The sequence below is a fragment of the Guyparkeria hydrothermalis genome (assembly GCF_023555385.1).
In the GTDB taxonomy this organism is placed as follows: domain Bacteria; phylum Pseudomonadota; class Gammaproteobacteria; order Halothiobacillales; family Halothiobacillaceae; genus Guyparkeria; species Guyparkeria hydrothermalis_A.
In genome coordinates this window covers 983,093-1,008,635 of record NZ_JAJSED010000001.1, presented here as the reverse complement: position 1 = coordinate 1,008,635, position 25,543 = coordinate 983,093, and the positions used below count along the sequence as shown (strand labels likewise).

The window sequence follows — 25,543 nt, the reverse complement described above, 5'->3', positions numbered from 1 at the left end:
CGACTCTCGGTGTCCATGCTCAGGGCCTGTCCATAGCAAACCAAGCCATTGTCTCAGGGCCGTTTCGCCGGCCTCATTTTCCAGTAGAGGAGTCGTGTCGATGATCCCGAATTGGTTCAGCCAGCTATCGGTCGCAATGCTGTTGCTGGGTGGTCTGTCGTCGCTTGTCATCGTTGTCGATCTGCTGCGGGGACACCGGCAGCACATGTGGATCATGAATGTCGTCTGGCCGGTGACCGCCCTGTTCGGCACCGTGATTGCGGTCTGGGGCTATTTCCGCTGGGGTCGGCTGGCCACGCGGGAGAAGATGATGGCGGCGAAGGCGCGGGAGCAGACACCGCCGAATCTTGCCCGGACGCCGTTCACGGTCATGGTGGGCAAAGGAACGACCCACTGTGGCAGCGGCTGCACGCTCGGTGACGTGACGGCCGAATTCCTGGCCGTGGGGCTGCCGGCCATCGCCGTCTGGTTCGGCTGGAAAACGCTTTTCGCGGACGACGAGACGGGCAAGATTTTCGCGGTGTGGATCTTCGACTACGTCCTTGCCTTCATCTTCGGCATCGCCTTCCAGTACTTCACCATCAAGCCGATGCGGAACCTTAACCCCATGGATGGCCTGATCCAGGCCATCAAGGCGGACGCGCTCTCGCTGACGGCATGGCAGGTGGGAATGTACGGCTTCATGGCCGTGGCGCACTTCATTCTGGCGGCCCGGGTCTGGGAGCATCCGATCAATCCGACCATGCCGGAGTTCTGGTTTCTGATGCAGATCGCGATGATTTTCGGCTTCATCACCAGCTACCCGGTGAACTGGTGGCTGATCCGGGCCGGTATCAAGGAGAAGATGTGACCGATCGGTCCGTAGAAGGAGATCATGACTCAATGACGACGTGGTTGAGATTTGACACACCCGAAGAGGCCGGCCGCTGGCAGGCGGTGAATGATGTGGTGATGGGCGGCATGTCCGTCGGGCGCTTCGCGGTGGAGGGCGAGCGTGGGGTCTTCAGCGGCACATTGTCTCTAGAGCGGGGCGGCGGTTTTGCTTCCGTGCGTCGGCCGGTTCCCACGGGGACGCTGGCCGGCAGTGATGGTGTTTCGATCCGTCTGCGCGGCGATGGACGCCGCTACCAGTGCCGTGTCGGCACCGAGTCGCTACCGGACGGCGCCTCCTATGCCGCCGGCTTCGACACCATTGACGGAGGCTGGTTGAGCATCACGTTGCCGTGGTCCGACTTCGAGGCCGTGTTCCGCGGCCGAGCCCTTTCCGATGCGTCGCCATTGAATCCGATGCAGATCGAGCGTTTCGGTTTTCTGGTCGCCGATCGTCAGCCGGGTGCGTTTCGTCTGGAAATCGCCACTATCGAGCTGATCTGAAGCCGCCAGCCGCCGCTCCAGTCCTCTCGCTATATCGGCCGTGTCATTCGGCAAACCTTGCCTAAACTGATACCTAGGCAACCGTCCCGTGCGTCCGTCGCGGCCGTGCAGTCGCCGGGCGTGTCATCCCAGGAGAGCATGCGATGAATGGTGAGATCAGCTTCCCCCTCGAGATCGAATTCCGGCACCTGAACCGTTCCGAGGTTCTCGACAACAAGATCCGCGAGAATGTGGCCCGGCTGACGCGCTATTACGAACACATCATGTCGTGTCGGGTGGTGGTCGAGCCGAGCCAGAACCGTCATACCAAGGGGAATCTCTACCACGTGGTGATCGACGTCACGGTGCCGACCGGTGAGCTGGTCGCCAGTCGGGACCCGTCGAAGAACCATGCGCACGAAGACCCGTACGTCGCCGTCCGCGACGCATTCAAGGCCATGCAGAGCCAATTGCAGTCATTCGCGGCGAAGCAGCGTGGTGACGTGAAGCGTCATGAGGCCCCGCCCCACGGTCGCATCGTCGAGCTGGCCCCGGATGGCTTCGGTGTGATTCTGGCCGCGGATGGGCGCGAGGTTAACTTCAGCCGAAACAGCGTGGTGGATTACGACTTCGACAAGCTTCAAGGGGGCGAGACGGTGCGTTTCTCCGAGGTCCAGGGCGAGGATGGGCCGACAGCCAGCACCGTGCACGTTGAAGGCAAGCACCACACGACGGGGTGATCGAAAGGCGCCCGTTTTGGTTGGCCCGACTCTGGTCCTTTGCCATGGGCCGGCCCGTTATCAGAGGAGAGATGCCATGCATGTCGGTGAAATCTGCAACCAGGAAGTCATCACCATCGGGGCGGACGATTCCGCCCAGGAAGCCGCGACCCTGATGCGAAAGGAGCACGTCGGCGATGTCGTGGTGGTGGAGGACGGCCGCAAGCCAGTCGGCATCGTCACGGATCGTGATCTGGTCCTCGAGGTGATGGTGCCCGGGCTCGATCCCGCCGATCTGTCGGCGCGGGAGATCGCCTCCGGCCCGCTGATCACGGTGCGAGCACAGGACAATCTCTTCACCGCCATGGAGATCATGGAGACCAAAGGGGTGCGTCGGTTGCCCGTGGTCCAGGATGATGGTTCGCTGGTCGGTCTGCTGACCGTGGATGATGTCTGGGAGCTGTTGGCCGGCCTCCAGACCCAGTTGGCGGGTGTGGTCAACCGGCAGCGCAAGCAGGAGCGGGAGCGTCGCCCCTGATATCAGGCCCGACCCGCGCCCGGTCTTGCCCGGCGCGGTTGGTCAGTCCGACTCGGCCTTGTCGTTCTGCCCTGCGGTTTCGCTGTCTGAGTCGGGCTGGATGAGCGGCAGGTCGCGGGCGTTCCAGCTACGCAGACCGGAATCGTGTACCCGCATGTTGCGAAAACCCGCCTGGTAGAACATCGCGTAATCGATCGCGCCGCCGGTCCCGCCCAGGCAGGTGATCAGAAACGGCGTCTGCCGCGTGACGCCGTGCTCCTCGAAGAATGACTCGATGCTGGTGGGCTTCATGTAAAGCCGGCCGTCGTCTGTTTCGTTGACGAAATCTTCCCAAGGCTTGTTGATTGTCCCCTCGATGCGGCCGTACTTGGGGTTGGCGGGAAACTTGTCGGTGCCGGCGAAATGCGTGGCCGGCCGTCCGTCGACCACCGGGTAGTCCTCGCGGATGGCAGCCAGTTCGTCGGTGGTTAGCACCAGAGCCGGCAGCGGGCGGGCGACGAAATCCCCGCGCGTCGTCTCGGGCTGGCTGTCTTCAACCGGCCCGCCGGCCTGCTGCCAGCCATGCCAGCCCTGGTCCAGCATGCCGACGTTGGTATGACCGAGGGTGTGCAGGAGCCAGAACAGGTAGTAGGCCCCCAGCACCTCGTTCATGTCGTTGCCCTTGTAATAGATGATGACGCCGTCACCGTCGTTGACGCCCAGATCACGGAACATGGTCTGCAGCGTCTCGGCCGGAAGGTGGACAAGGGCACCATCCTCGTCCTGCTCGCGCCAGGCGGACTTCGTGGTCAGCCGAGCGCCGGGGATATGCCCGTTGAACAGGAAGGAGGTCTCGTTGGAGACCTCGATGATGGCCAGGTCGGGCGCCTCGAGGTGTTCGGCCAGCCAGGCCGGTTCGGCGAGTGGCGGCACGCTGATCGCCCAGGCGCCAGAGGCCGGCAGGCAGGTCAGAAACAGGAAAAGAACCAGTCCTCGTCGCATGACGGACTCCAATGCGGATTCGAAAGACAGATGTCGTCCGGCTTTGGACCCGATTGGCGTTGGAGGTTCCGCTGTCCGCGCGGTTGGGTGCCCCAAAAGAGCCCCCGGGATGGGAGGCGACTCTGCGCCGTAATCACTCAGGGCAGGGGCAGGTGGCATTCACTCCCGGGGGCTTGATTTCGCCGGTCAGGGCCGGGAGCAGGAGAGGTTCAGGGCCGACGGAAGGAGTTGCCGCCGCACGCCGGGCAGGTGGGTAGCGGGCCGAACGTCTCGTGATGCAGGATCTCGCCGCAGTTGGTGCACTTCAGGCGCTTCGGGCTGGTGACGTGGCCGGCCACCCATTCGCGCGGCCGGGTGCGTTCGGCATCGTTGCGGATCTGCTCGAGTGTCACGTCGGTCTGGTCGGCAATCGAGAGCAGTCGGGTGCCGACGTCGCCCGCCCAGTCGCGCAGGGTGTCGCGGATGCTCTCGCCCTCGCTGGCGAGGCTCTCGCGGGTGTGTTCCAGGTCGTCCTTCACCGCCTCGACGATTTCGTGGCGGAAATCCTCGGTGTCGATTGTCGAGGCCTCTTCCTCGGCCAACTGGGCAATGCGGGCGCGATCGGCCGGCTTGTGGCCGGGCTCGTCGAGCAGGCGGGCATAGATCCGTTCGAGCAACTGGTAGTAGCCGTGTCGCAGGGCTTCGTAGGTTTCGCTGTGCTCGTGGCGGGTATCGGTCATTCGCTCTGGCCTCCGTGTTGCCGGCTGGATGGGCCACGTGCCGGTCGACATGGTGCTTGTCGAGTCGTGCAGGGGGTGGCTCCTTTCGGTATTCTAGTGCACTGGTCTGCCCCCGGTGGCGTTGTCGGATATCGAGCGACGCTGCGCCGGGGGCGTTGCCATTGAACAGGTGGCTTTATCGTGGCCGAAGGCCGGCCTCGAACGCAACGTGTCCCGGACGATCGTGGCCCCGCGTCCGGGCAGACGCACATAACCAAGGTAGAAACAGTCCCACATGCACGAGCAATACAACCCCGCGAAAGTCGAGGACGAGGCGCAACGCTTCTGGGAAGAGAACAAGGTATTCCACGTCCGCGAGGATCCGACCCGCGAGAAGTTCTACTGCCTGTCGATGTTCCCGTACCCCTCCGGCCGGCTGCACATGGGGCACGTGCGCAACTACACCATTGGCGACGTCATCAGTCGCTACCAGCGCATGCTGGGCAAGAACGTCCTTCAGCCGATGGGCTGGGATGCCTTCGGGCTGCCGGCGGAGAACGCGGCGCTGAAGAACAAGGCGGCCCCGGCGCGCTGGACCTTCGAGAACATCGACTACATGCGCGGCCAGCTGCAGCGCCTCGGTTTCGCCTACGACTGGGACCGGGAGCTGGCCACCTGCGACCCCGACTACTACCGCTGGGAGCAGTGGCTGTTCACCCGCCTGGTCAAGAAGGGGCTGGCCTACAAGAAGACCGCGGTGGTCAACTGGGACCCGGTCGACCAGACCGTGCTTGCCAACGAGCAGGTCATCGACGGCTGCGGCTGGCGCTCGGGTGCGCCGGTCGAGCGCCGCGAGATCCCGCAGTGGTTCATCCGCATCACCGACTACGCCGACCAGCTGCTCGAGGACCTGGACAAGCTCGAGCAGTGGCCCGAGCAGGTGCGTACCATGCAGGCCAACTGGATCGGCCGCTCGCGCGGCGTGCAGCTCGACTTTGACGTCGAGAGTGGCGAGCCGCTGACCGTGTTCACCACCCGTCCGGACACCCTGTTCGGCGTCACCTATCTCGCCGTCGCCGCCGACCATCCGCTGGCTGTGGCCGCCGGCCTGAAAGACGAGCAGATTGCCGCCTTCCGCGAGGAATGCCGCCACACCAAGGTCGCCGAGGCCGACATGGCGACCATGGAGAAAAAGGGCATGCCGCTGGGCGTGACGGCCACGCACCCGCTGACCGGTGAGTCGGTGCCGGTGTGGGTGGCCAACTTCGTCTTGATGGAATACGGCACCGGCGCGGTGATGTCCGTGCCGGCCCACGACGAGCGCGACTGGGAGTTCGCCAAGAAGCACGATCTCGCGATCAAGCCGGTGATCGAGGGCAGCGAGCCCGCACACGATTTCGGTGAAGGCGCGATGACCGAGAAGGGCACGCTGATCGACTCGGGCGAGTTCACCGGGCTTTCCAGCGAAGCGGCCTTCGATCGGATCGTCGCCAAGCTCGCCGAGGCCGGGCAGGGCAAGGAGACCATCAACTACCGCCTGCGCGACTGGGGCGTCTCGCGTCAGCGCTACTGGGGCTGCCCGATCCCGATCATCAACTGCGAGCATTGCGGCCCGGTGCCGGTGCCCGACGAGGACCTGCCGGTCGTCCTGCCCACCGACGTGGTGATGGAAGGGCCGGGCTCGCCGATCAAGTCCGACCGCGACTTCATCGACACCACCTGCCCGGAGTGCGGCAATCCGGCCGAGCGCGAGACCGATACCTTCGACACCTTCTTCGAGTCGAGCTGGTACTACGCCCGTTTCGCCAGCGCCGGTTCGGACGAGGCGATGCTCGACGAGCGCGCCGCCTACTGGCTGCCGGTCGACCAGTACGTCGGCGGTATCGAGCACGCCGTGCTGCACCTTCTCTACGCGCGCTTCTTCCACAAGCTGATGCGCGACGAGGGCCTGATTCCGGCCGACTGCGCCGAGCCGTTCACCCGCCTGCTCACTCAGGGCATGGTGAACAAGGACGGTGCCAAGATGAGCAAGTCCAAGGGCAACACGGTCGATCCGCAGGAGCTGATCGAGGAGTACGGCGCCGATACCGTGCGTCTGTTCATGATGTTCGCCGCACCGCCCGATCAGGGTCTGGAGTGGTCCGACTCGGGTGTGGAGGGCGCGCACCGCTTCCTCAAGCGCCTGTGGCGTCAGGTGGCCGAGCGCAAAGCCGCCGGCGTCGACCTGACCCGCCGGATCGAGTCGGCCGACGGGCTCGCCGATGCCGACGCGGCGGCCAAGGACCTGTACCGCAAGCTCCACGAGACCATCGGTCGGGTCACCGACGACATCGACAAGCGCCAGACCTTCAACACCGTGATTGCGGCGAACATGGAGCTGTTCAACGATCTGGCTCGTTTCGAGGCGAATGATGCGGCCGGAGAAGCGGTCGTGGCCGCCGTCATTCAGGACATGCTGCGCATGCTCGCGCCGATCGTGCCGCACGTTACCCACACCCTCTGGCACGAGGTCGGCGGGAAGGGCACCATTGCGGATGCGCCCTGGCCGACGCTCGACGAGAAGGCGCTGGTGCGTGACGAGATCGAGATGGTGGTTCAGGTCAACGGCAAGCTGCGTGCGAAGATCCAGGTGCCGGCATCCGCCGACAAGGGCGCCATCGAGACGCAGGCGCTGGAGAACGAGGATGTCCGGCGCTTTACCCAGGACGGCGAGATCAAGCGTGTGATCGTCGTGCCGAACAAACTGGTCAATATCGTGGTGGCAAAGTGATGACGACCCGGGACATGACACCTGCGCGGCAGGGACTCCGCGCACTTTCCTTCTGTCTGGCGACGGCGATGGCATTCGGCATGGTCGGTTCGCTGGCCGGTTGCGGCTATCACCTGCGGGGCATGACGGAGGTAGCGCCCACTTTCGAGCGGGTGCATGTCTCGGGGCTGTCTCGCTCGGGCGAGGTGTACCGCACACTAGAGCAGCAGTTTGCCAACGCCAATGCTCAGTTGGTCGAGGATTCCCGTCAGGCGACCGCCCAGCTGGTGGTCGAGGACGAATCGATCGAGCGCCGTGCCTCGGTGGTCGACCCGACCGCCAACGTCCGTCAGTACGAGCTGCGCCACGAGGTGACCTATCACATCGAGCTGCCCGACGGCTCGCGCACGCCGACGCAGCGCATCAGTCAGGCGCGCAACTACAACTACGACGCGACTGGCGTGCTCGCCTCATCGAGCAACGAGCGGCAGATCCGCAGCGAGCTGGGTGAACTGGTCGGTGAGCTGCTCTTCTACCGCCTGCTCGCACCGGTGGATCGTGACACCCTGATCGCACCCGGCGAGGGGGGCTGACCCGGGCGTGGTCGTCAAGCCGCCGGAGTTCGAGCAGCGACTGGCGCGCGGACTCGAGCCGCTCTATGTCCTGGGCGGTGATCAGCCGTTGCTGATCCAGGAAGCACGCGATGCGATCGTCGCCAAAGCCCGTGAGGCCGGTTGCGACGAGCGGCTGCGCTTCGAGGTCGACGGCAAGTTCGACTGGGGCACGCTGGAAAGCCAGGGAGCGAGCCTGTCACTCTTTTCTAGCCAGCGGATCATCGATCTGCGCCTGCCGACGGGCAAGCCCGGTCGGGTCGGCTCCAAGTCGCTGACCGCGCTGGCTGATCGGATCAAGGGCGGTGGCGAGTCGGACGTCTGGATCGTGAGCCTGCCGCGTTTGGACAACCAGCTGCAGAAGAGCGCCTGGTTCAAGGCGCTGGCGAACGCCGGCGTGGCGGTGCGCTTCAACGATATCCCACTGGCCGCGCTGCCGAACTGGGTGGCGCAGCGGGCCGGTTCGCAGGGCGTCAACCTGACGCGCGATGCCGCCGAGCTGATCGCCGGGCGGGTCGAAGGCAATCTGCTGGCGGCCGCCCAGGAGATCGAGAAGCTTGCCCTGATGGACCTCGAGGGGCCGGTGGACGCCGCCCGGGTCGCCCAGGGCTTGGCCAACCAGTCGCGGGTCGATACCTTTGCCCTGAGTGACGCGATCCTGGCAGCGGATCGCGAGCGGGCGCTCTACCTGCTTTCGCGACTGCGGGCCGAGGGCACCGAGCCGCTTTTGATCCTGTGGGTGATCGCCCGCGATCTGCGTGCGCTGGTGGCGCTGGCGGGCAACGACCAGGCCGGTTTCAAGAAGACGCGCATCCCGGCCTTTCTCGCCCGGCGCTACCAGGCGCGGGCACGCATGTTGCCGGCGAGTGCCTGGCAGCGGCTGCTGGCCGGCTGCGCCGAGGTCGACCGTTGCATCAAGGGCCTCGGCGAGGGCTGCAATGCCGCCGATGGCGGTGCCCGGGTCTGGGCGTTGCTGGACCAGGTGATGCTGCACGCGAGTCGGCCCGGACGCTGATCCGGCACGACACAAGACAATGAATGACGACGGGCGGGTGCTCCCGTCCTGGCAATGATCAGGAGACTGGTGACGATGGCCAACGACAAGACCGTGACCGAAACCATCCAGGCGATGGGCCAGGCGGCCCGACGCGCGGCCCGGGCGCTGTCCCGCGTCGATACCAACGCGAAGAACGCTGCCCTGACGGCAATCGCCGACCAACTGGTCGAGCATACGGGCACGCTGATCGAGGCCAACAAGAAGGACCTCGAAGCGGGGCGTGCCAACGGACTGGACGATGCCATGCTCGACCGGCTGGCCTTCGATTCCGCCGGCATCCAGAAGATGGCCGAGGGCGTGCGCCAGATCGCGGCACTGCCGGACCCGGTCGGCGAGATCACCGACACGGTCTTCCGTCCGTCGGGCATCCAGGTCGGGCATATGCGCGTGCCGCTGGGCGTGATCGGCATCATCTACGAGTCACGGCCCAACGTGACCATCGATGCTGCGGCCCTGTGCCTGAAGTCCGGCAACGCCACCATCCTGCGTGGCGGCTCGGAGGCCATCCACAGCAACCAGGCGCTAGCCGCCTGCATCCGTGACGGGCTGGAGGCCGCCGGCCTGCCGGCGGAGACGGTGCAGATCGTCGGTACTACCGACCGCGAGGCAGTCACCGCCATGCTGCACAGCCCGGAGGCGATCGACGTGATCATCCCGCGTGGCGGCAAGGGGCTGGTCGCGCTGGTTTCGCGCGAGGCGCGTATGCCGGTGATCAAGCACCTCGACGGCGTCTGCCACGTCTACATCGACCCGGACGCGGATCTCGACAAGGCCAAGGCCATCGCGGTCAATGCCAAGACGCACCGCTACGGCGTCTGCAACGCCATGGAGACGCTGCTGGTCGACGAGGCGGTTGCCGAGGCCGTACTGCCGGATCTGGCCAGGCGCTACGGCGAGTTGGATGTCGAATTGCGTGGCTGCGAGCGGTCGCGGGCGATCGTGCCGTCGATGACCGCGGCGACCGAGGAGGACTGGTTCGAGGAGTACCTCGGGCCGATCCTCGCCGTGGCCGTGGTCGACGGGCTGGATGCGGCGATCGAGCACATCGAGACCTACGGTTCGCATCACACCGACACGATCGTCACCGAGAACTACACCCGTGCGCGTCGCTTCCTGCGCGAGGTCGACTCGGCCTCGGTAATGGTCAACGCCTCGACGCGCTTCGCCGACGGCATGGAATACGGTCTGGGCGCCGAGATCGGCATCTCCACCGACAAGATCCACGCCCGTGGCCCGGTCGGTCTCGAGGGGCTGACCTCGCAGAAGTTCATCGTGCTGGGTAACGGCGAGACGCGTCACTGAGCCGCACGATGATCGGGATTTTTGGTGGCACTTTCGACCCGGTCCACATCGGGCACCTGCGGCTTGCCACCGAGGTGGCCGAGACGCTCGGCCTGTCGCGTGTGCACCTGGTGCCGGCGGCGATCCCGCCGCACCGGGGCGAGCCGTTGCTCGACCGGGCCACCCGCCTGGACCTGGTGGCCCGGTCGATCGCCGACGAGCCGGGTTTCGTCCTCGACGACCGTGAGCACCGCCGGGCCGGGCCGTCCTTCACCGCCGACACCCTGGACGAGTTCGCCGCGGAATTCCCGGGCGAGCCACTGGTGCTGATGATGGGTATGGATGCCTTCAACGGCCTGCCGGACTGGCACGAGGTCGAGCGCATCCTCGCGATCGCGCATATCGCCGTGGCTACCCGGCCGGGCTCGGAGGCCACCGGGGCGGCCGCGAAATGGTTGGCCGAGCGTCGGGTCGAGCCAGGCGAACTGGCCGGTGCCCCGGCCGGGCGCATCGTGCCGGTGACCATTACCCGGCTGGACATCTCTGCGACCACGCTCCGTGCGCTGGTCGAGCAGGGGCGGTCGCTGCGCTACCTGGTGCCCGATCCGGTCTCTGCATATTTTGCTTCTGGTTGACCGCCGTGGTTGACCGCATTGGCGGATCGGTCGACCATTTGCCGTCTTTCGACGCCGAATCGACCCCGTTTTGAATCACGGGCGGCCCGAGCCGCCTCAAGCCAAGGTTTTTCGCATGACTGCCAACCAACCGCCATCCTCCCGCACCGAGCCGGTCAAAGAGACCCCGCCGATGCCGGCCGAGGAAATCCTCGAGCACGTCGTAACCGCGCTCGAGAACCTCAAGGCCGTCGATCTGGTCAAGCTCGACGTTCGCGAGCGCTGCAACTTCACCGACTACATGGTGTTCGCCTCGGGCACCTCGGACCGTCACCTGCGGGCCATGGCCGATGAAGCGGTCAAGGAGCTCAAGAAGCACGGCATGCGCCCGATGAACGTCGAGGGCGACGATACGCCGCAGACCGAGTGGGTGCTGGTCGACTTCATCGACGTGATCGTTCACCTGATGATGCCGGAGACTCGCACGCTGTATCAGCTCGAGAAGCTCTGGTCGGCGCCAGCCGCCGACCCGTCCGCCTCGGACTCGTAAGTCGGGTGCGGATCGAGCTGATCAGTGTCGGGCACAAGCTGCCGGACTGGGCCGAGGAGGGCACGCAGACCTACCTCAAGCGCCTGCCGGCCGGTTGCCCGGTACGTCTGACCGAGATCCCGGCTGCACCGCGCGGCAAGAACGCCGACATCGATCGCATCAAGACGATGGAGGCCGAGCGGATCGAGCGGGCCATCCCCAAGGGCGCGCGCGTGATCCTCTTCGACGAGCGCGGTCGCGACCGGGATACCCGGCAGTGGGCGGCTGCCATGGGCGATTGGCTAGTCGAGGCACGCGACGTCGCCTTGATCATCGGCGGCCCGGACGGCGTGGCCAAGTCCCTCAGGCAGCGGGCCGACGAGACCTGGCGTCTGTCCGCGCTGACGCTGCCACATCCGCTGGTACGCGTGCTGGTCGCCGAGCAGCTCTACCGCGCCTGGTCGTTGCACCAGAATCACCCGTACCATCGTGACTGACCCGTGCCGGATCATCGTTCCGGCGGCGGGTCGAATCGTTAGAATGGAATCATGACCCCGACCCATTCGCCCACGCTCTGGCTGGCCAGCGGTTCGCCGCGGCGCCGCGAGTTGCTCGAGCAGGCCGGGTTCGTCATTGCCGGCCGGGCGCGGCCGGTTAGTCCGGTGAACGAATCGCTTGGGTCGACCGAGTCGGCCGAGCAGGGCGCAAGCCGACTGGCGCGGGCCAAGTTGGCTGCTGCACTGGCAGGCCCTGATCTGCCGGAGGGAGCGGTCCTGCTGGCCGCCGATACCCTAGTCTCCGGGTCGGATGGACGACCGTTGGGCAAACCGGCCGATGCGAATGACGCCGAGCGCATGCTGGCCGATCTGGCCGGAGGGTGGCACCAGATTACGACCGCCGTCGCCGTCGGCGACGGGGAGGAGCGCCGCGAGGCGTTGGTCAGTAGTCGGCTACGGCTGGCTCGCCTGTCCTCGGAGGAAATCCGCGCTTACGTGGCGACCGGGGAGCCGCTCGATAAGGCCGGCGGCTACGGCCTGCAGGGGCTTGCCGGCAGCTTCGTCGAGGCGGTCGAGGGCGACTGCAGCGCGGTGGTCGGTCTGCCGCTGGCTGCCACGCGTAGACTGCTTGCGGCATTCGGTATCCGTCCGGCATGGATGGATCGGGGCGAACAAGGAATACAACGAGAATTCAGCAATGAGTGAAGAAGTCCTGATCAACATCACCCCGCAGGAGACCCGTATCGCGATGGTCGAAAACGGGGTGCTCCAGGAGATCAATATCGAGCGTTCGCGCTCGCGCGGGATGGTCGGCAACATCTACCGTGGCCGCGTCACCCGCGTGCTGCCCGGCATGGAGGCCGCCTTCATCGATATTGGCGAGGAGCGCGCGGCCTTTCTGCACGTCTCCGACGTCGAGCTGAAGATGGACGATCCGGACACCGAGCTCGAATCGGCCACGCCCTCGATCGACACGCTGCTACGCACGGGGCAGAACGTGCTGGTGCAGGTGATCAAGGACCCCATCGGTACCAAGGGCGCCCGCCTGACCACCGAGATCACCATTCCCTCGCGCTATCTCGTCTATGTCCCCAACGGGCGCAACATCGGTGTCTCCAGCCGCATTGAAGACAAGAACGAGCGCGAGCGCCTCAAGACCACCCTGACCGAGATCATTCTCGAGGAAGAGGGCTCGCTCGAGGGCGTCGGCGGCCTGATCCTGCGCACGGCGGCCGAGGGCGTCGAGGACGAGCAACTGCGTCACGACTACCGCTTTCTGCGCCGGCTGTGGAGCAACCTCGCCGAGCGTCGCCAGCAGATGACCGACCCAGGGTTGGTCTACGAGGACCTGCCGCTGGCGCTGCGCACGCTGCGCGATACGCTCGGCCAGTTCGTCGAGAAGATCCGCATCGATTCGCGCGAGACCTATCACCGGGCCATTTCTTTCGCCGAGGAGATGGTTCCGGACATCCTGCCGATCGTCGAGCACTACCCGGGTGAGCGGCCGATCTTCGAGTTGCACAACATCGAGGAAGAGATCCAGCGCGCGCTGGAGAAACGTGTGGCACTCAAGTCGGGCGGCTACATCGTCATCGACCAGACCGAGGCGATGACCACCATCGACGTGAATACCGGTGCCTTCGTCGGTCACAAGACCCTCGAGGAGACGATCTTCAAGACCAATCTCGAGGCGGCCGCGTCGATCGCCCGGCAGCTGCGCCTGCGCAACCTCGGCGGGATCATCATCATCGACTTCATCGACATGGCCGAGCCCGAGCACCGCGTTCAGGTCCACCAGGCGCTCAACCGAGCGCTGGAGCGCGATCATGCCCGCACCAAGGTCTGCGACGTCTCCAGCCTTGGTCTCGTTGAGATGACGCGCAAGCGCACCCGCGAGTCGCTCGAGCACGTGCTCTGCGAAACCTGCCCGATCTGCGCCGGGCGCGGGTCGGTCAAGACCGCCGAGACCATCTGCTACGAGATCTTCCGCGAGGTCACCCGGGATGCGCGCCAGTATCGACCCAAGTCGATGCTGGTGATAGCCAGTGCCTCGGTGATCGACCGCCTGCGCGAAGAAGACTCGACCTCGCTGGCTGAACTGCAGGAATTCACCGACGTTCCGCTTAAACTCCAGATTGATCTGCACTATCAGCCCGAGCAGTACGATATCGTCCTGATGTGATTGGGCGTCGCCGGCCAAGCGGCCGGGACCGAGGTGCTGGCAGGCGTACGTGGAGTGGCCAGGTGATGGGAAACAGCAGCGCAAAACGGGAACGCCGTCTTCGCCTGGCGTTGCGTCGCCTGTTGACGGTGGGTGCCCTGCTGCTGGTCCTGGTGGCCGTGGTAAGCGCTGCCTCCCGCGCTCTGCTGCCCTGGGTGGAGCGTTACCAGCCCGACTTCGAGGCGATGGTCAGCGAACAGCTCGACGTGCCGGTTCGCTTCGGCAAACTCGATCTGCGCTGGCAGGGCTACCAGCCCCAGGTCATCCTCCAGGACGTACGTGTCGATGCCGGTCCCCGCGCCGATTCCCTGGCCCTGGGGCTGGCCTGGTGGCGCAGCCTGCTCGAGCGTCGCCTCGTTGCAGACAAGATCACTCTCGATGCGCCGCGTTTCACCCTGATCCGGGGAGCCGATAGCTGGTCGGTGGCGGACCTGTCCCTCGAACCGCGCCCCGGTGTCACCGGCCAGCGGGTGTCCTGGGCACAGGTCGAGGACCAGCTTGCCCGTCTCGGCCACGTCTCGGTGCGTAATGCCGTGGTCGAATTCCGCGACCCCGCCGGTCGGCGCGATCGCCTCACCTTCAGCCTGGCCGCCGAGCTGGATCGCAGCCAATGGCGCGCCTCGGGGACCGCCCGTCTCAGCGGTATCAGCGAGGAGGCCATGCACTTTGCCGGCTCCGGCAATTTTGGCGAGCAGAGCGACGTGTCGTTGTTCGTGCGGGTGGACGACTGGCGTCTGCCCGAGGTGCAGCGCACCCTTGGCCGCTACGGTGGCCCAACGGTCCAACGCAGTCTCGGTGGCTGTCCCGGCGACAATGACCCGATACGTTGCGAGGTCGGCATGCCGCGGGTGGACTCGGGCACGCTCAACGGGCGGCTCTGGCTCGACTGGCGCGACAGCCGGCTACAGGGCATCACCCTGCAGGCCGATATCCAGGACCTGGCGGTGACACGCGAAGCATTTCTGGGCGGCAAGTCGCAGCAGGCGGCTCTGAGCGAGGTGTCGACCACGATGGCATGGTCGCGCGTCGCGGACGGCTGGGATCTGGACGCCGAGGCGGTCCGGATTCGCCCGGTAGAAGGGGCGATGCTGCCCACCGAATTCGTGCGCCTGAAGAATCGCGGGCAGGAACTGCGGTTTGCCACCAATCATGCCGATCTCGGCCACCTCGCCGTCTGGCTGGCGGCCGCTCCGTTGCCCGCCGATTTCCTCGATCTTCTCGACCAGAACGTCCCCCGTGGGCAGGCCCGCGACGTACGCCTGCGGTTCGAGGGCGGGCGTCTGGTCGAGGGGTTCCTCAACCTGCGCGATTTCGGTAATACCACCGGTGTGCCGCTGCGGCCGGTCATCGGTACCCGCTCAGGCCGAGGGGGCGCGGACCTCACCTTGTATCGGCAGCCGGGCGGCTGGTTGGCTCAGGTCGACCAGCGGGACCTGATTCTGGCCGTGCCCGGCATGTTCCGCGAGCCGGTGCCGATCGACCACATCCAGGGTCGGCTGTACTGGTTCGATCGCCAGGGCCTGGCACTTTACAGCCCCGACCTCGTGCTTAACTCGGGCAGCCTCGATCTGGCCGGGCGGTTCTACTACCGCGAGGCCATCGACGACCGCCCCGGGTATCTGGGCATTGATACCGGTTTCGACCTGGACGACACCCGTGAGGCACCGACTTACCTGCCGCGTCACGTGATCGGCTCGGAAACCCTTGCTTGGCTCGACCGCGCGCTCGAGGGCGAGGGCGCGCAAGGGCGCGTGGATGACGGGCACTTCATTTTCCATGGCGATCCCGCGCGGGCGCCATTCACCAGTGGCGGTGGCTATTTCTCGGTGGTGTTCGACTTCGATGACGTGACCCTGCCGTACCGCCCGGGCTGGCCGCCGCTGACCGATTCCGGCGGCCAAATGGCCTTCGTCAACAAGCAGTATCACGTCGATATCGAGCGGGGACAGCTCGGCGAACTGGCGGTGGGCGACTCCCGGGTGAGCATCTTCGATCTCGACGCCCCCAAACTCCAGGTGGCGGTGGATCGTGAAGAGAGCCTCGAGGCGCTGATCTCGACGCTCGAACAGACGCCGCTGGTGGGTGCCTCGTCCTTCGATTGGTTGTCGGTGGAAGGGAACGGCCGGTTCTCGCTCGACCTGCTGATCGGCCTGAGCGACGGCTCGCCGCCGCCGAGCACGACCGGGCAGTACACCTTCGCCGGGAACCGCCTGTCGACCACCGACGGTAGGTTGGAGCTGAACGATGTCACCGGGCATCTGCACTTCACCGATACCCGCTTTTCCGCCGACGACCTGTCGGGTGTGTTCCTCGGCCGACCGTTCCGGGCCCAGGTCGCCCCGCGGGACGGTGTGCAGGGCACCCGGATCCGTGCCCAGACCAGTGTGTCACCCGCGGTTGTGCGCTCGTCCCTCGGTGAGTCCGGAGAAACGCCACTGGCCGCTGCGGTATTCGGATCGATCGACGGGATCACCGATGTCGGGGTACGGGTCGATGTGCCTCACGGCGAGGGTGCTGTGGGTGTACGGGTCGAAAGTGCGCTGACCGGCTGGCAAAGCCGGTTGCCGGCGCCGTTGAACAAGCCCTCGTCCATTAGCTGGCCGCTGCGGCTGGATCTGTCGATCGCCAGGGGCCGGGTCGATGCCGTCTCGGCCCGGATCGAGGGAACCGAGACCTGGCGGGCCGAGTTGGACTTCGCCGACGACGGGGCGCTGTCCAGCAGCCGGGTGGGCAACCGCGACCTCGGTACGGTCGGCGAGGGGCGCGCGGATGCCTCCCATCGGGTCGGCATCTCGCTGGCGTCGCTCTCCGTAGGGCCGTGGATCGATTGGTGGTCGTCCGTGGAGTGGCCGTCCGGCGGGACGAGCGGGGGGACCGGCGGCGGTCCCGCCGACATCTGGCTCGATGCCCGTCTGGGCCAGTTGCGCCTCGGCGACTGGTGGTTGGAGGACCTGAGTCTGGGCCTCTCGCCGCGGAGCGACGGCTGGTGGCTGGGTGTCTCCGGTGAGGAGAATCGTGGCGAGGTTCGCCTGGCAGGGCAGGGGGCGGCATCGCCGGGCCGCCTGGAAGGCAGCTTCGAGCAGCTCAAGCTGCACCGCGAGACGGATAAGCTGCCAACCCCACCGACCCCGTCGGCGGCATGGCCGCTGGCGTCGTTGCCCGACGCCGAGCTGGCGATCCGTGATCTGAGTGTTGACGACATGATGCTGGGGCGGCTCGAGATATCGGCCCGCCAGGGCAGTGGCGATTACCGGATCGACCGGATCGACTGGCAGCCTGTGCCGGCATTGTCCGTCTCCGGAAGCGGTCGGGTCGAGGACAATGTGGGCACCGGCCCCGACGGGCAGCAGACTCGCCTGTCCCTCATGCTCCAGGGTGATGAGTTCGGTCAGGCACTGGCGGCGATCCACGGCGATTCGCCCATCCAGGGTGGCACGGTCGAGGAGGGGAGCCTGTCGATCTCCTGGCCGGGGAGTCCGACGAGCTTTGCCGTGTCGCGGGCGGCCGGGCACGGTCGGTTCACCCTCAACGAAGGTCAGCTCAAGGGAATTGATCCCGGGGCAGGCCGCCTAGTCGGGCTCATGAGTCTGGGGGCGCTGACCGACCGGTTGCGGCTCGATTTCCGTGACGTCACCCGCGAGGGCCTCTATTTCGAGAGCCTGGAGGGGCAGTGGCGGCTCGATCGGGGAACCCTGACGGTGGACAAGCTCGAAATGACCAACCCGTCGATACGCTCGCTGATCGACGGCAACGTCAACCTGGTCGATCAGCAACTCGATCTGACCGCGCGCGTCTACGCCGATTTCGGCATGCTGCTGCCCCTGATCGGCACGGTGGCCGGTGGGCCCCTGGTTGGTGGTGCGGTGCTGGCTCTGCAGGAAACGTTCAGGCAGCTTGACGAGGCACCGGAGCCGTCGATGACCTATCACATTGGTGGCAGTTTCGATCAGCCGCAGGTGACGCGCGGCGGTATCCCGGCCTTGCCGGAAGTCACGGGAGGAGAGTCCGATGCACAGTGAACGTCCCGAAGTCGCCGTCGTGCAGATGAACGGTAGGGCCGACTGGTCGGCGAACCGGCCGGTGGTCGAGCGCCTGGTCGCCGAGGCGGCCGAGGGTGGGGCCTGTCTTGCGGTACTGCCAGAGAACCTGCTGGCGATGCCGGCACATCCCGCCGAGTTGGTGGCCATGGCCGAGCGTGACACCCCGGCCGCGATCGAGTCGCTGTGCGACATGGCGCGTCGTCACGGCATCTGGCTGGTGGCGGGCACGCTGCCTGCCGTTCCAGCCGAGGGCGGGCACGGTTCTCAGGTGGCAGCGCGCAGTCTGGTGATCGATGCAAAAGGCGAGGTCGTGGCCCAGTACGACAAGATTCACTTGTTCGACGTGGTGCTCCCGGACGGCGAGAGCTATCGCGAGTCGGCCACGTTCCGTGCCGGTGACAGCCTGGTGCTCGTCGATACCCCGGCCGGCCGGCTCGGCATGGCGACCTGTTTCGACCTGCGCTTTCCGGAGCTGTTCGCCCGACTGGCTCGTCAGGGGGCGGACTGGTTCTGTCTGCCCTCGGCGTTCACGCGGACGACCGGCCAGGCGCACTGGCATGTGCTGACGCGGGCCCGGGCGATCGAGAACAGCGCGTGGCTGGTGGCCGCCGCCCAGGTCGGCCGGCACGCCGACGGTCGGGAGACGTACGGCCACAGCCTGGTCGCCGACCCCTGGGGGCAGGTGCTGGTCGATGCCGGCAACGAACCCGACTGCGTGCGTTTCGCCCGGCTGGACTACGAGTGGCTGCGCGGCTTGCGGGAACGGTTTCCGGTTCGTCGCCTGCACCGGCCGGATCTCTTTGACGACGGGCAGTGAGATCGCGCCGTCGCCCATGGCGCAAAATGCGCTTGGCCTTTACCATGGTGGCCGTGATTACCCGCGCCGGGTGGCCCTGATGGCCGATCCGGCGCTTTCCTACGGAATAGTTGAGCGAAGATGACCGTACAGACCGACGACCTGCGTATCGAGGAGATCCATCAGCTGACCCCGCCCGAGGTCTTCCGGGCGGAATATGTCCTCTCGGAGAAGGGTGCGGAGACGGTGGATCATGCGCGCCGGACCATCCAGAACATTCTCGAGCGCCGCGACGACCGCCTGATGGTGGTGATGGGGCCATGCTCCATCCACGACGTCGACGCCGCGCGCGACTACGCCGCCCACCTGCGTGAGCTGGCCGAGGAGGTCAAGGAAGACATCTTCCTGGTGATGCGGGTCTATTTCGAAAAGCCGCGCACCACCGTCGGCTGGAAGGGCCTGATCAACGACCCGGACCTCGACGGCAGCTTCAACATCAACAAGGGGCTGGGCGTCGCGCGCCACCTGCTGGTCGACCTGGCCGACATGGGCGTGCCTACCGCGACCGAGTACCTCGACCTGATCAGCCCGCAGTACATTTCCGACTCGATCAGCTGGGGTGCGATCGGTGCGCGGACCACCGAGTCGCAGGTCCACCGCGAGCTGGCCTCGGGGTTGTCCTGCCCGGTGGGCTTCAAGAACGGCACGGACGGCGGCCTGCGCGTGGCGCTAGATGCCATCCGCGCCTCGGGGCGTCCGCACCACTTCCTCTCGGTGACCAAGGCCGGCCGTTCGGCGATCTTCGCCACCAGCGGCAATCCGGACTGCCACATCATCCTGCGCGGCGGTCGGACCACGAACTACGACGCCGCGAGTGTCAGCGAGGCACTCGAGCAGCTGCGACAGGCCGAGATGCCCGAGCGACTGATGATCGACTTCTCGCACGCCAACAGTCAGAAGCAGCACGCCCGCCAGATCCAAGTGGCAGAAGACGTCGCCGGGCAGATTGCCGGCGGCAATGCCGGCATCGTCGGCGCGATGATCGAGAGTCACCTGATCGCCGGGCGTCAGGATGTCGTTTCGGGCAAGTCGCTCACCTACGGCCAGAGCATCACCGATGCCTGCATTGGCTGGGACGACAGCCGCGCCGTCATCCATCGACTGGCCGAGGCGGTGCGCATCCGCCGCGCCGGTGGCGGTGTGCTCGACGAGCTGCCCGATCATGGCTGAACGGCACCGCGCACGGGCCCGTTGCCGCAACCGCCTTGCGGTGATGCTGGCCGGGCTGTGTTTGCCGCTGCTCTCCGCCCCGCTGGCTGCCGAACCGCCCGCCGAGCCGGATATCCAGGCACTGATCGAGAGTGCCGATGGCCACATCATGGCCATCGACCGCCTGACCGTGGCGCCGGCAGGTGCCTGGGTAACGCGCATCCTGTCGGTCGGCGAGCTCGCCGATGCGACCGCCGCGAAAGGCGAATCCACGGCCGGTATCCGTTTCGATTCGGTCGACCAGGGCGGCCGTCTGTGGGTGCTAGGCCTGCCGGCCGGGCTTGATACGGAGTCTCTGCGCGTCAACGGCGCACGGGTCGACAGCGAGGCGGGCGTGCGCGTGGAACGTGAGGTGATCCGCGAAACGCGGCATTACCGTCGCCTGGAACAGCGCCTCGAAACCCGGCAGGCCGACGCCCGTGAGGTGGGGGTCCAGCTCGAGGAAAATGCGCTGCGCCGCCGGATCGCGCGCGACCAGTTGGCCGCGTTGGTGCCTGAGCGGACGGATCTGGACGTGCTGTGGGGCGAGGACGGCCCGGTGGCCGGCCTTATGAACCGCCTGAGCCGCGAGCGGGCCGACTTGCTCGATCGGCAGGCGACAATCCGTGAGGACATCCAGGCTCTGCGTGAGGCACTCGACGAACTGGAAGCCGAGGCGCCCGGATGGCGCGTCGGCGTGGTGCTGAACGCTGATCCCGGTGGACTTGAGTCGGGACAGGATGCCCTGCGGCTCGAGTACCGGGTCGAGAACGCCGGCTGGGAGCCGGTCTACCGGGCGCGACTGGACACCACCGAGTCCCACGTGGACTGGCGTATGACCGCGCGGGTCCACCAGCAGACCGGGGAAGACTGGCCGGCGGTCCCGATGACGCTCGTCACCAGCGACCGGCGTCGCTTTTATCCGGTGCCGGAACTGGCCCCGCTGACCATCGGTTTCATCGACCCCGAGGCCGACCGCCCCGTACGGCCGCTGGCCAAGTCCCAGGCGATGCTCGCCGAGCGCGCGCCAGGGGCGGGGAGCACCCGGGTCGAGGACCGCACCGGCTTCGCCGCTGAGATTGCGATCAACAAGCCGTCGGCGGTGCCGAGCGGTGAGGGCGGCGTGAATCTCGCGGTGCTTGACCAGCGGCTCGATGCCGCGATCGAGCTGCGCGTCGCACCGCAGTCCAGCCGTGACGCCGTGGTGGTGGGCGAGTTCGAACCGAACATCGTTCATCCGCTGCCGGCCGGGCGCTGGGAGGTCTATCGCGACGGCCAGCAGCAGGCGGGGATATCTCGCCCGGCGCTCAAGCCCGAGGAGCCGGTGGAGCTAAGCTTTGGCGTCGACCCGCGCCTGGCAGTCGAGTACAGCCGTCCGCCAGACCAGCGCGCGGAGCATGGCGTGATCGGCAAGTTCCGCCAGATTGAGCGTCATCGACAGATTGCCATCACCAGCCGGCACGAGCAGGCGGTGCCCGTGACCGTGCTGATGCGTCTGCCGACAGCACTGGACGCGGACATCGTGGTCGAGCCGCTGACCGACACCACCAAGCCGGTCGAGCGTGGCTACGACGGCCAGAAGGGCGTCTGGGCATACCGGCGCAAGCTGGCGCCCAACGAGCCGTGGCAGATCGATTTCGCCTATCGGGTCCGCTGGCCCGAGGACAAGCGCATAACGCCGTTCTGATCCGTCCGAACGGCGCGGTTTTTCGTTTCAACCACACCATCCAATCGACTTTTCCAGGGAAGAGGGCCCACCGAGAACATGCTTGATCTGGTTCTGGCTGGCGGCGGCATGATGCTGCCCATCATTATCGCTTCGGTGATCGCCATGGCGATCATCTTCGAGCGTCTTTACACACTGCGTCGCCGTCGCATCATGGGAGGCGACCCGGTCGGGATGGTCGAATCCTGGCAGGGGCAGGGCGGTATCACACCCGGCCGGCTCGACGAGTTGTCGCGCACCTCGCCGCTGGGCCGCATCCTTGCCGCCGGGCTGGAGGGCAGTCACTCGGCCGAGAGCATGCGGGTGCGCATCGAGGACACCGGGCGACACGTGGCGCACGAGATGGAGCGCTACCTGAATACCCTGGGCACGATCGCGCTGATCTCGCCGCTGCTGGGCCTGCTCGGCACGGTGATCGGCATCATCGACGTGTTTCAGGCAATCACTTCCTACAGCGGCGCCGGTGCGGTGGCACCCGAGCTACTTGCCGGCGGGATCGCCAAGGCGCTGATCACCACCGCGGCGGGCATCATGGTGGCGGTGCCGGCGTTCATCTTCCATCGCTACTTCCGCGGGCTGGTCGACGAGCTGGTGATCGACATGGAGGCCGACGCGATTCGCCTGGTCGACATGATCCATCCCGCCGGTGCGGGCCGGAGGCGCGCGGCATGAATTTCCGGCAGCGATCGCGTGAGCCGCTCGAGCTCAACCTGATCCCCCTGATCGACGTGGTGTTCATGCTGCTGATCTTCTTCATGCTCACCACCACCTTTGTTCACGACCGCACGCTCAAGGTCGATCTGCCGGTGTCCGAATCGGGCAGCGCGGAGCGCGCCGAACTGGAGAACCACGTGATCGAACTCGACGCACGTGGCGAGATCGCGGTGGATGGCGACCGGGTCAGTGAACAGGAGCTGCCCGTGGTGCTGGCCGAGATTGCCGAAGATGGCCGACCGGTGGTCCTGTGGGCCGACGCGCAGGTCGTCAACCAGCGTGTGGTGACGGTGCTGGATCATGCGCGTCGCGCCGGCATCCAGAAGATCGGCATGGGGACGACGCCACCCTGATGAATCCCGAATCGCTCACACAGCGAGCTCACGACGTCGCCGGGACGGAGACCTACCGGCGGCTGCTTGGCTACACCTGGCGCTACCTGCGCGTGCTGGTGATCGCGATCGTCGGCATGGTGGTGGCTGGGCTTTCGGAGGTCGGCTTTGCCGCCCTGATGAAGCCACTGCTCGACGGCAGCTTCGTCGAACGCGACCCGACCCTTATCACGTGGATGCCGGTTGCCCTGCTGGGCGTGTTCGTCTTCCGCGTGATCGGTGAATTTGCCTCGAACTACGGCATGGCCTGGGTGGGGCGGTCGGTAATCCGTGATCTGCGCAGCGATACCTTCGACCAGGTCCTGCATCTGCCGCCGCGCTACTTCGATCGCGTGCCCTCGACCGAGGTGCTCACCCGCCTGAATTACCAGAGCGAACAGGTCTCCGAGGCCGCTTCCAAGGCCCTGACCATCCTCATTCGCGACAGCGTGACCGTGATCGGCCTGCTGGTCTGGATGCTGTATCTCTCCTGGCAGTTGACCCTGTTCATCCTGGTGCTGCTGCCGTTGCTGGTGGGGATGGTCGCCGGTATCTCGCGGGCGTTCCGTCGCTACGCGCGGCGTATCCAGGAGTCGATGGGGCAGGTCTCGCACGTCGCCGAGGAGACCATCACCGGGCATCGGGTGGTCAAGCTCTACGGTGGCGAGGACTACGAGAGCGCCCGTTTCGATCGGCAGAACCAGAGCAACTTCCGCGCGTTCATGAAGATGCAGGCGGTGCAGGCCGCCTCTTCGCCGCTGACCCAGTTCGTGCTGGCGATCGGCGTGGCCGGCGTGGTCTGGTTCGCCACCAGCGGCGAGCGCATGGAGCAGATCAGCGTTGGTACGTTCGTCTCGTTCATCACGGCCCTGGCCATGACGCTCGCCCCGGCCAAGCGGCTGATCAATCTCAACGCGATCATCCAGAAGGGCATCGCCGCCGGAGAGAGCCTGTTCGCGCTGCTCGATGAGCCGCGCGAGAACGAGCGAGGCGCCACCCCGGTGGACCGCGTCAGCGGCCGTATCCGCTTCGACGACGTCTGGCTGAGCTACCGCGACCCGGCCCCCGAGAGCCGCGAGGACGGCGACTGGGTGCTGCGCGGGGTCACGCTCGATATTCCCGCCGGTGAGACGGTGGCGTTCGTCGGTCAGTCCGGGGCAGGCAAGTCGAGCCTGATGGGCGTGCTGCCACGATTCGTCGAAATCCAGGCGGGGCGCGTGCTGCTCGACGACACCGCACACGATGACCTGCCGCTGACTGATCTGCGCCGCCAGTTCGCCTATGTCTCGCAGGAGACGGTGCTGTTCAATGCGAGCATCGCGGCGAACATCGGCTACGCCGACGGCGCTGACTATGACCTGGAACGAGTGCGCGAGGCGGCCCGGGCGGCTTTTGCCGACGAATTCATCGAGCAGATGCCCGAGGGTTTCGAGACGAGCGTCGGCGAGAACGGCGTGCTGCTCTCCGGTGGGCAGCGTCAGCGGATCGCCATTGCTCGGGCGTTGTACCGTGATGCCCCCATCCTGTTGCTCGACGAGGCTACCTCGGCGCTCGACACGCGCTCGGAGGGCTACATCCAGCGGGCGCTGGCAAACCTGACCCGGGGGCGGACCACGCTGGTGATTGCGCACCGCTTGTCGACCATCGAGCACGCAGATCGGATCGTCGTCATGGAAGGGGGGCGCATCGTCGAGCAGGGTCGTCACGACGAACTGCTGGCTGCCGACGGCGCCTATGCCGGACTGTATCGGCTCCAGTTCGCCGAACAGGCGGAAGACTGATGCGTTACCCCGGATTCTGGCAACGGCGCGGTCTGACGGCACGCCTGCTCTGGCCGTTAAGTCGGCTGGTGTGCGCGGAGGCCGCCAGGCGGCGCCGTCGCGCCAGCCGCGAGGAGCCTGCCTGCCCGGTGATCGTGGTGGGCAATATCACTGTCGGGGGGACCGGCAAGACGCCGGTCGTCATGGCGCTGGTTGAGGCGTTGCGAGAGGCCGGGTACACGCCGGGCGTGATCAGCCGCGGGTTCGGGGTCAAGGTAGGCATCGAGCCCGTGGATCTCGCCGAGGCGAAAGAGCCGTCCCGCTGCGGCGACGAGCCCTGGTTGATCCACCGACGGACGGGCGTCCCGGTTGTGGTTCACCCGCGTCGACGCCAGGCGGCCGACCAGTTGCTGGCCCGCTATCCGGAAGTCGACGTGATCGTCAGCGACGATGGCCTCCAGCATCACCGGCTCCCGCGCACGCTCGAATGGGTGGTGGTCGACGGCCGACGTGGGCTGGGCAATGGCTGGTGTCTGCCTGCCGGCCCGCTGCGCGAATCGACGGACGTGCTGGGCGAGGTCGACGCGGTCTTGGTCAATGGTGGCGAGCCCGCCGCGATATTGTCAGGCTTGGTGCCTGAAGGCCGGCGGATCGATTTCGCGCCGTCCGCACTGGTGGATGCCTTCGATGACCGTGAACTGCCGGTGTCCAGCTTGGCGGGCAAGGCGGTCCTCGCGGTCGCCGGCATCGGCAACCCCGATCGGTTCTTCGCCATGCTCGAGGCGCGAGGCGCCCGGGTCGCAAAACGTGCGCTGGACGACCATGCCGCGCCAACGACGGCGCAGGCGCGTGCTTGGATGGCAGATGGTCGTCCGGTTGTCATGACCCAGAAGGATGCGGTCAAATGGCCCGAACAGCCGACCCGCCCCGGCCAGGTCCTGGTGGTGCAAGGCGGCATCAAGCTGCCCGACGAACTGATGCAGGCGACCCTGAAGATGCTGGCTGAACGCCGTTCCCATCCCGAAGATTCCACAAGGTGA

The 25,543-nt window shown here is 66.4% G+C and carries 23 protein-coding genes; 21 read left to right on the top strand and 2 right to left on the bottom strand.

The window, feature by feature from the left end; genetic code table 11:
• The first annotated feature begins 100 nt into the window (after positions 1-100).
• From LV476_RS04690 to LV476_RS04675, 4 genes are all read left to right on the top strand, one after another.
• Positions 101-850, top strand: a complete 750-nt coding sequence (locus LV476_RS04690; RefSeq protein WP_250073924.1) for a DUF4396 domain-containing protein — start codon at positions 101-103, stop codon at positions 848-850.
• A 32-nt stretch (positions 851-882) separates the two neighbouring features.
• On the top strand, positions 883-1,374 hold the full coding sequence (locus LV476_RS04685; RefSeq protein ID WP_250073922.1) for a CIA30 family protein: 492 nt from the start codon (positions 883-885) through the stop codon (positions 1,372-1,374).
• A 143-nt stretch (positions 1,375-1,517) separates the two neighbouring features.
• Positions 1,518-2,093, top strand: a complete 576-nt coding sequence (locus LV476_RS04680) for an HPF/RaiA family ribosome-associated protein (RefSeq protein ID WP_250073920.1) — start codon at positions 1,518-1,520, stop codon at positions 2,091-2,093.
• A 76-nt stretch (positions 2,094-2,169) separates the two neighbouring features.
• A complete protein-coding gene (locus tag LV476_RS04675; protein WP_250073918.1) occupies positions 2,170-2,610 on the top strand; it encodes a CBS domain-containing protein in 441 nt (146 codons plus the stop codon).
• A 42-nt stretch (positions 2,611-2,652) separates the two neighbouring features.
• Here the strand turns inward: LV476_RS04675 and LV476_RS04670 are convergent, their stop codons facing one another.
• Together LV476_RS04670 and LV476_RS04665 are read right to left on the bottom strand one after the other, a co-directional pair.
• On the bottom strand, positions 2,653-3,591 hold the full coding sequence (locus LV476_RS04670) for a sulfurtransferase (protein WP_250073916.1): 939 nt from the start codon (positions 3,589-3,591) through the stop codon (positions 2,653-2,655).
• A 209-nt stretch (positions 3,592-3,800) separates the two neighbouring features.
• On the bottom strand, positions 3,801-4,310 hold the full coding sequence (locus LV476_RS04665) for a zinc ribbon-containing protein (RefSeq protein ID WP_250073914.1): 510 nt from the start codon (positions 4,308-4,310) through the stop codon (positions 3,801-3,803).
• Between the two features lie 274 nt (positions 4,311-4,584).
• On the opposite strand from LV476_RS04665, the gene leuS reads away from it, so the two are divergent.
• The 17 genes from leuS (at position 4,585) to lpxK (ending at position 25,543) form a co-directional block, all read left to right on the top strand.
• A complete protein-coding gene (leuS, locus tag LV476_RS04660; protein WP_250073912.1) occupies positions 4,585-7,059 on the top strand; it encodes a leucine--tRNA ligase in 2,475 nt (824 codons plus the stop codon).
• A gap of 14 nt (positions 7,060-7,073) precedes the next feature.
• Complete coding sequence (gene lptE / locus LV476_RS04655) at positions 7,074-7,631, top strand: LPS assembly lipoprotein LptE (protein WP_250073910.1); 558 nt, start codon at positions 7,074-7,076, stop codon at positions 7,629-7,631.
• Positions 7,632-7,638: 7 nt separating this feature from the next.
• Positions 7,639-8,664, top strand: coding sequence for a DNA polymerase III subunit delta (gene holA, locus LV476_RS04650; RefSeq protein ID WP_250073908.1), 1,026 nt, complete (start codon positions 7,639-7,641; stop codon positions 8,662-8,664).
• Positions 8,665-8,739: 75 nt separating this feature from the next.
• Entirely contained in the window at positions 8,740-10,008 is a 1,269-nt protein-coding gene (locus tag LV476_RS04645; protein ID WP_250073906.1) for a glutamate-5-semialdehyde dehydrogenase, read from the top strand.
• Positions 10,009-10,016: 8 nt separating this feature from the next.
• Positions 10,017-10,622 carry a nicotinate-nucleotide adenylyltransferase gene (gene nadD, locus LV476_RS04640; RefSeq protein ID WP_250073904.1) on the top strand — a complete coding sequence of 202 codons (606 nt, stop codon included), beginning with the start codon at positions 10,017-10,019 and terminating at the stop codon, positions 10,620-10,622.
• Between the two features lie 115 nt (positions 10,623-10,737).
• Positions 10,738-11,151, top strand: coding sequence for a ribosome silencing factor (rsfS, locus tag LV476_RS04635; RefSeq protein ID WP_250073901.1), 414 nt, complete (start codon positions 10,738-10,740; stop codon positions 11,149-11,151).
• A 5-nt stretch (positions 11,152-11,156) separates the two neighbouring features.
• Positions 11,157-11,627 (top strand): 23S rRNA (pseudouridine(1915)-N(3))-methyltransferase RlmH, encoded by a 471-nt coding sequence (gene rlmH / locus LV476_RS04630; RefSeq protein WP_250073899.1) that lies wholly within the window; start codon positions 11,157-11,159, stop codon positions 11,625-11,627.
• A gap of 51 nt (positions 11,628-11,678) precedes the next feature.
• Positions 11,679-12,332, top strand: coding sequence for a Maf family protein (locus tag LV476_RS04625; protein ID WP_250073898.1), 654 nt, complete (start codon positions 11,679-11,681; stop codon positions 12,330-12,332).
• On the top strand, positions 12,325-13,809 hold the full coding sequence (rng, locus tag LV476_RS04620) for a ribonuclease G (protein ID WP_250073897.1): 1,485 nt from the start codon (positions 12,325-12,327) through the stop codon (positions 13,807-13,809). The genes LV476_RS04625 and rng overlap by 8 nt, the downstream gene beginning before the upstream one ends.
• 65 nt (positions 13,810-13,874) lie before the next feature.
• A complete protein-coding gene (locus tag LV476_RS04615) occupies positions 13,875-17,867 on the top strand; it encodes a YhdP family protein (protein WP_250073896.1) in 3,993 nt (1,330 codons plus the stop codon).
• A complete protein-coding gene (locus LV476_RS04610) occupies positions 17,857-18,705 on the top strand; it encodes a carbon-nitrogen hydrolase family protein (RefSeq protein WP_250073895.1) in 849 nt (282 codons plus the stop codon). The genes LV476_RS04615 and LV476_RS04610 overlap by 11 nt, the downstream gene beginning before the upstream one ends.
• Positions 18,706-18,825: 120 nt before the next feature.
• Positions 18,826-19,914, top strand: coding sequence for a 3-deoxy-7-phosphoheptulonate synthase (locus tag LV476_RS04605; protein ID WP_250073894.1), 1,089 nt, complete (start codon positions 18,826-18,828; stop codon positions 19,912-19,914).
• Entirely contained in the window at positions 19,907-21,619 is a 1,713-nt protein-coding gene (locus tag LV476_RS04600) for a DUF4139 domain-containing protein (RefSeq protein WP_250073891.1), read from the top strand. Before LV476_RS04605 ends, LV476_RS04600 begins: the two co-directional genes overlap by 8 nt.
• A gap of 78 nt (positions 21,620-21,697) precedes the next feature.
• Positions 21,698-22,330: a MotA/TolQ/ExbB proton channel family protein gene (locus tag LV476_RS04595; RefSeq protein WP_250073890.1), complete on the top strand. Its 633-nt coding sequence runs from the start codon at positions 21,698-21,700 to the stop codon at positions 22,328-22,330.
• On the top strand, positions 22,327-22,725 hold the full coding sequence (locus tag LV476_RS04590) for an ExbD/TolR family protein (protein ID WP_250073888.1): 399 nt from the start codon (positions 22,327-22,329) through the stop codon (positions 22,723-22,725). The genes LV476_RS04595 and LV476_RS04590 overlap by 4 nt, the downstream gene beginning before the upstream one ends.
• The gene (gene msbA / locus LV476_RS04585) at positions 22,725-24,524 is read left to right on the top strand and encodes a lipid A export permease/ATP-binding protein MsbA (RefSeq protein WP_250073886.1); all 1,800 of its coding nucleotides are present in this window, start codon (positions 22,725-22,727) and stop codon (positions 24,522-24,524) included. The genes LV476_RS04590 and msbA overlap by 1 nt, the downstream gene beginning before the upstream one ends.
• The gene (gene lpxK / locus LV476_RS04580) at positions 24,524-25,543 is read left to right on the top strand and encodes a tetraacyldisaccharide 4'-kinase (protein WP_250073884.1); all 1,020 of its coding nucleotides are present in this window, start codon (positions 24,524-24,526) and stop codon (positions 25,541-25,543) included. Before msbA ends, lpxK begins: the two co-directional genes overlap by 1 nt.